The organism is Sulfurimonas sp. (assembly GCF_032250635.1).
GTDB lineage: Bacteria > Campylobacterota > Campylobacteria > Campylobacterales > Sulfurimonadaceae > Sulfurimonas.
On record NZ_JAVVFL010000027.1, the window covers coordinates 1 to 4,753 of the forward strand.

Genomic DNA, 4,753 nt, shown 5'->3' on the forward strand with positions numbered 1-4,753 from the left:
CTCTGCTTGAACCCGTTACTAAAACATTTTTTCCGCTAAATTTCATCTATTTTTCCTTTTTTATTAATTTTATTTTGCTCAAACAAAATGAGCGATTCTGCAACCGAAGGGTCAAAGCTTTAGCTTTGGGGTACCCACGGTGAAGCCTAAGCGAATTTGTTTAGAGTAAAATTTTATATTAAACTGTGATCCATCTCGGATGGAATCTCTAAACCCATAAGTTTTAAAACAGTCGGCGCAATGTTATTAAGCGCTCCGTTTTGTACTTTTGTAACACCCTCGGCTTCCACAAAACACCACACTTTTCCAACCGTGTGATTTGTTAAGATATGTCCATCACCATCTCTCATCTCTTCGCAGTTTCCATGATCTGAGGTAATGAGAACAGCATAGCCCTTCTCTTTTGCTTTTGCTAAAATCTTTCCAAGCTCTGTATCCACGGCAGTTACGGCAATTTTTGCCGCTTCAAAATCTCCCGTGTGTCCTACCATGTCGCCGTTTGCAAAGTTTACGACTACAAAATCATACGCTTCATCCATTGCCATTAAAACCACATCGCCGACCTCTGGCGCGCTCATCTGAGGTTTTTCATCGTAAGTTTTTACATTTGGAGAGGGTATTAAAACCCTTGTCTCGTTCTCATACGGCTCATCAATTCCGCCGTTAAAGAAAAATGTCACATGTGCATATTTTTCGGTCTCGGCAGTGTGAAGCTGTCTGAGACCTGCTTTTGAAATCACCTCTGAGAGAGTATTTTTAGGAGAGTCTTTTTTAAATAAAACTGGATAAGCAAAACTCTTGTCATACTCCGTGATAGTCGCTAAATGAAGCTTTTTAAACTCTCTCTCAAAACCGTTAAAAGTTTTATCTCCGAGTGCAGTTACGAGCTCTCTCATGCGATCGCTTCTAAAATTAATAGTCAAAACAGCATCGCCATCTCTCATGCCCTCATAACCGCCAAAGGCTACAGGCTCCACAAACTCATCCGTCTCATTTTTTGCATAAGATGCATCGATGTACTCTGTAGGATTCATATCGGTTTTGGGGGTTGCGCCGACTATTGCCTCATACCCTTTTTGGACTCTATCCCAGCGATTATCCCTATCCATAGAGTAAAAACGGCCTGAAATCGTAGCTATTTTTACATTTTTACCAACATGCTTACTCACCTGCTCTAGGTACTTTTTAGCAGACGTGGGCGAAACATCCCTGCCATCAGTGATTAGATGCAAAAAAACCTCTTTGCCCTCACGTGCAGCAATGTCCGCTATGCCCATAAAGTGGTCTATATGCGAGTGAACACCGCCATCGCTCATAAGTCCGATTAGATGAAGTCTGTTTGATTTTTCTAAAAGATTTTTAAACTCGGTATTCTCTTTAAATCTATTCTCGCTTAGCGCCAAAGAGATTTTTACCAAGTCCTGATACAAAACCCTTCCGCTTCCCATACTCATATGCCCAACTTCAGAGTTTCCCATCTGACCCTCAGGCAGCCCGACGCTTAGCCCGTAAGTATCAATCAGCGAGTGGGGAGTTGTGCTAAAGAGTTTGTCATACGTCGGTTTTGCTGCATTGTGAAATGCATTAAACTCCGTTTTTGAGGAGTAGCCAATACCGTCTGTTATGACCAAAACAACCTTTTTTGTCAATAGAAATCCTTATAAATAAAAATTTTATGCAATTATACTATAATGTCATTTTTATTTATAAGGACCTCTTACTTTGTTATACTGGCTTTCAGAAATTTTTCATATAAATCTGCTTGGATACATCACAATTCGTGCCGGAATAGCTTTCTTTTTGGCACTTTTTTTTACTCTCTATTTGCTTCCTCGTTTTATAAGATGGGCGCAAAGAACATCAAGTGTTCAGCCTATTAACAACTGGGCACCTGAGCGTCATCAAGGCAAAGCAAAAACACCGACTATGGGCGGAATAGTTTTTATTTTTTCAACTATTTTAGCCTCTTTAATTACTATAAAATTCTCAAACATCTACGCTCTTGGAGCAATTCTTACGCTCTTTCTATTTGTTCTCATAGGCTTTAAAGACGACTATGCAAAAATCAAAAAAAACGAAAACCTTGCAGGTCTAAAAGCTAGAACCAAACTCTTTTTACAGATAGTCTCTGCAATTGCGATTGCCATGTTTTTGTATATTGCACCGGATTTCAACACAGACCTTTATATACCATTTATTAAAAATCCTGTATGTGACATGGGCGGTTTTTCGGTTATCTTCTGGGTTCTTGTCATAATAGCCACCTCAAATGCAGTCAACCTTACCGACGGTCTTGACGGTCTTGCCACGGTGCCATCCATCATAGCGCTTACCTCATTTAGCATCATAATCTACATAACGGGAAATGCGGTAATCAGCTCCTACCTGCTTATGCCAAACATCAATATAGGAGAGGTTGCGATAGTATCAAGTGCCCTTATTGGAGCGCTTACAGGGTTTTTGTGGTACAACTGCCATCCTGCGGAAATCTTCATGGGAGATAGCGGTTCTCTAACTCTAGGCGCATTTTTAGGCTACCTTGCCATCATCTCCAAAAGCGAGATTCTTCTTCTTCTTATCGGCTCCATATTTGTCATAGAAACACTCTCGGTAATACTCCAAGTGGGAAGCTACAAACTGAGAAAAAAGAGGGTATTTTTGATGGCGCCTATTCACCACCATTTTGAGATGAAACATTGGGCGGAGAACAAGATAATCGTTAGATTTTGGATTATTGCCATTTTATCCAACATCATCGCCCTTATCTCACTAAAGATTCGCTGATGTTACGAGTCTCTCTCTTTGGATATGGCAAGACCACAAAAGCTCTGGCAAAAAAATATCCTAACGCAATCTTTTATGATGACAAATGCACAAAACCCTTTAAGGACGAGAACGGTTTTAAGGTAAAACCCTCATCCGATTTCAATCCAAAATACTCTGATTTGGAGGTTCCATCTCCCGGAATCCCTCCATCAAACCCGCTGATACAAAAAGCAAGAAATCTCATAAGCGAGTATGATGTTTTTGCGGACAGTGCACCTCTATGTGTATGGATTAGCGGAACAAACGGCAAAACTACTACAACTCAGATGATGCAGCATCTGCTACAAGAGAGAGGCTCACAGGCAGGCGGCAACATCGGAACACCTCTTGGCGAGCTTGATTTAGAGGCAAGTTTGTGGATACTTGAGACAAGCTCATTTACTACCCACTACACAAACAGAGCCGCACCAAATATCTATGTACTGCTTCCTATAACACCCGATCATCTCAGCTGGCATGGGGATATGAGTGAGTACGTAAGCGCAAAACTAAAGCCTATCACTATGATGCGCGAGGGAGAGATTGCAATCATCCCTGAGGCATATAAAGATGTAAAAACAGCAGCTCATGTGATTAGCTACAAAGATGAGAGAGATTTGGCTTCCTGCTTTGAGATAGATATAAACAGAGTAAATTTCAAAGGCGCATTTTTGATGGATGCGCTTTTGGCGATGGCGATTGAGAAGATACTCTTTGATCATATTGACTACGAAAAAATCAACTCATTTGTCATCGACCCGCACAGACAAGAGGAGCTAAGAGACCGCAGTGGTCGTCTGTGGGTAAACGATACAAAGGCGACGAACCTTGACGCTGCCATAGTCGCACTAAGACGCTATAAAGAGCAGCATGTGCATCTAATTTTAGGCGGAGATGACAAGGGCGTGGACTTGAGCGAACTCTTTAGATTCCTTCAAAATTGCGATGTTCAAATCTACAATATCGGCTCAAACAAAGAGAGACTCTCTGACTTGGCGCGTGAGTACGGCATTGCGTACACCATCTGCGAAAACTTAGTCGATGCCGTAAAAAAGATAGACAAAAATCTAAAAGAAGATGAAGTCGCCCTGCTCTCTCCCGCGGCGGCAAGTCTTGATGAGTTTACCTCCTACGCACATAGAGGTGACGTCTTTAAAAACAGTGTAAGAGAGCTCTAATGATAAAAGTAGCAGTACTTGCATCACACAACGGAAGCGGCTTTGACGCACTATATGAAGCCCTAATCAAAAAAGAGCTAAACATTGAGCTTGTATTAGTTATATCAAACAATCAAAACGCTTTAGTTTTACAAAATGCAACAAATTACGCCATTGATAACTTTGTCGTAAACTCAAAAACAGATGCAAATCCAGATGAAAAAATAGCGCTACTTTTAAAAGAGTATGGATGCCATTATGTTTTCCTATCGGGCTATATGAAGAAGCTCTCTAGCGATTTGACAGGAGAGTTCAAGATCATAAACTCACACCCCGCACTTCTGCCAAAGTATGGCGGAGAGGGGATGTACGGGCGTTATGTCCATGAAGCGGTTATAAAAAACAGAGAGAAAATAAGCGGTGTAACCCTCCATGAGGTAAACGAAAACTATGACGAGGGCAAAATATTGCTGCAAAAAGAGCTCCTACTCAACGGTGATGAGAGCGTAGATTTGCTAGAGAAAAAGATAAAAAAGCTTGAACAAATCGCAATAGTCGAACTCTTCAAAAATATTTAAAATAGCGCTCTGTAAGCTTACTTTCAGTCCCTAAAAGATATAATTGCGCTCTTTAAAATATGGCCAATTAGCTCAGTCGGTAGAGCAAATGACTGAAAATCATTGTGTCCTTGGTTCGATTCCGAGATTGGCCACCACCTATTTTAAAGAAACTTCACGGCCAATTAGCTCAGTCGGTAGAGCAAATGACTGAAAATCATTGTGTCCTTGGTT

At 41.0% G+C, this 4,753-nt stretch carries 4 protein-coding genes and 2 tRNA genes (1 of these 6 cut by a window edge); 5 read left to right on the forward strand and 1 reads right to left on the reverse strand.

The genetic code is table 11. The features are described 5' to 3' along the window. Positions 1 to 173: 173 nt before the first annotated feature. Positions 174 to 1,649, reverse strand: coding sequence for a 2,3-bisphosphoglycerate-independent phosphoglycerate mutase (gpmI, locus tag RQ763_RS02955; RefSeq protein WP_314151081.1), 1,476 nt, complete (start codon positions 1,647 to 1,649; stop codon positions 174 to 176). Positions 1,650 to 1,722: 73 nt separating this feature from the next. Here gpmI and mraY point away from each other — a divergent pair, with 73 nt between their 5' ends. The 5 genes from mraY to RQ763_RS02980 all read left to right on the forward strand — a co-directional run. Next, positions 1,723 to 2,784, forward strand: coding sequence for a phospho-N-acetylmuramoyl-pentapeptide-transferase (gene mraY / locus RQ763_RS02960; protein ID WP_314151082.1), 1,062 nt, complete (start codon positions 1,723 to 1,725; stop codon positions 2,782 to 2,784). After that, positions 2,784 to 3,983 carry a UDP-N-acetylmuramoyl-L-alanine--D-glutamate ligase gene (gene murD / locus RQ763_RS02965; protein WP_314151084.1) on the forward strand — a complete coding sequence of 400 codons (1,200 nt, stop codon included), beginning with the start codon at positions 2,784 to 2,786 and terminating at the stop codon, positions 3,981 to 3,983. The genes mraY and murD overlap by 1 nt, the downstream gene beginning before the upstream one ends. After that, positions 3,983 to 4,540 carry a formyltransferase family protein gene (locus RQ763_RS02970; RefSeq protein ID WP_314151086.1) on the forward strand — a complete coding sequence of 186 codons (558 nt, stop codon included), beginning with the start codon at positions 3,983 to 3,985 and terminating at the stop codon, positions 4,538 to 4,540. Before murD ends, RQ763_RS02970 begins: the two co-directional genes overlap by 1 nt. A 61-nt stretch (positions 4,541 to 4,601) precedes the next feature. After that, positions 4,602 to 4,677 (forward strand) — tRNA-Phe (locus RQ763_RS02975). A 21-nt stretch (positions 4,678 to 4,698) separates the two neighbouring features. Continuing rightward, a tRNA-Phe gene (locus RQ763_RS02980) sits at positions 4,699 to 4,753 on the forward strand (it continues 121 nt past the right edge of the window).

What these genes read in the sequence shown, in the direction of transcription:
- murD (WP_314151084.1), top strand. Translation starts at nt 2,784, where the DNA reads ATGTTACGAGTCTCTCTCTTTGGATATGGCAAGACCACAAAAGCTCTG.
- RQ763_RS02970 (WP_314151086.1), top strand. Translation starts at nt 3,983, where the DNA reads ATGATAAAAGTAGCAGTACTTGCATCACACAACGGAAGCGGCTTTGAC.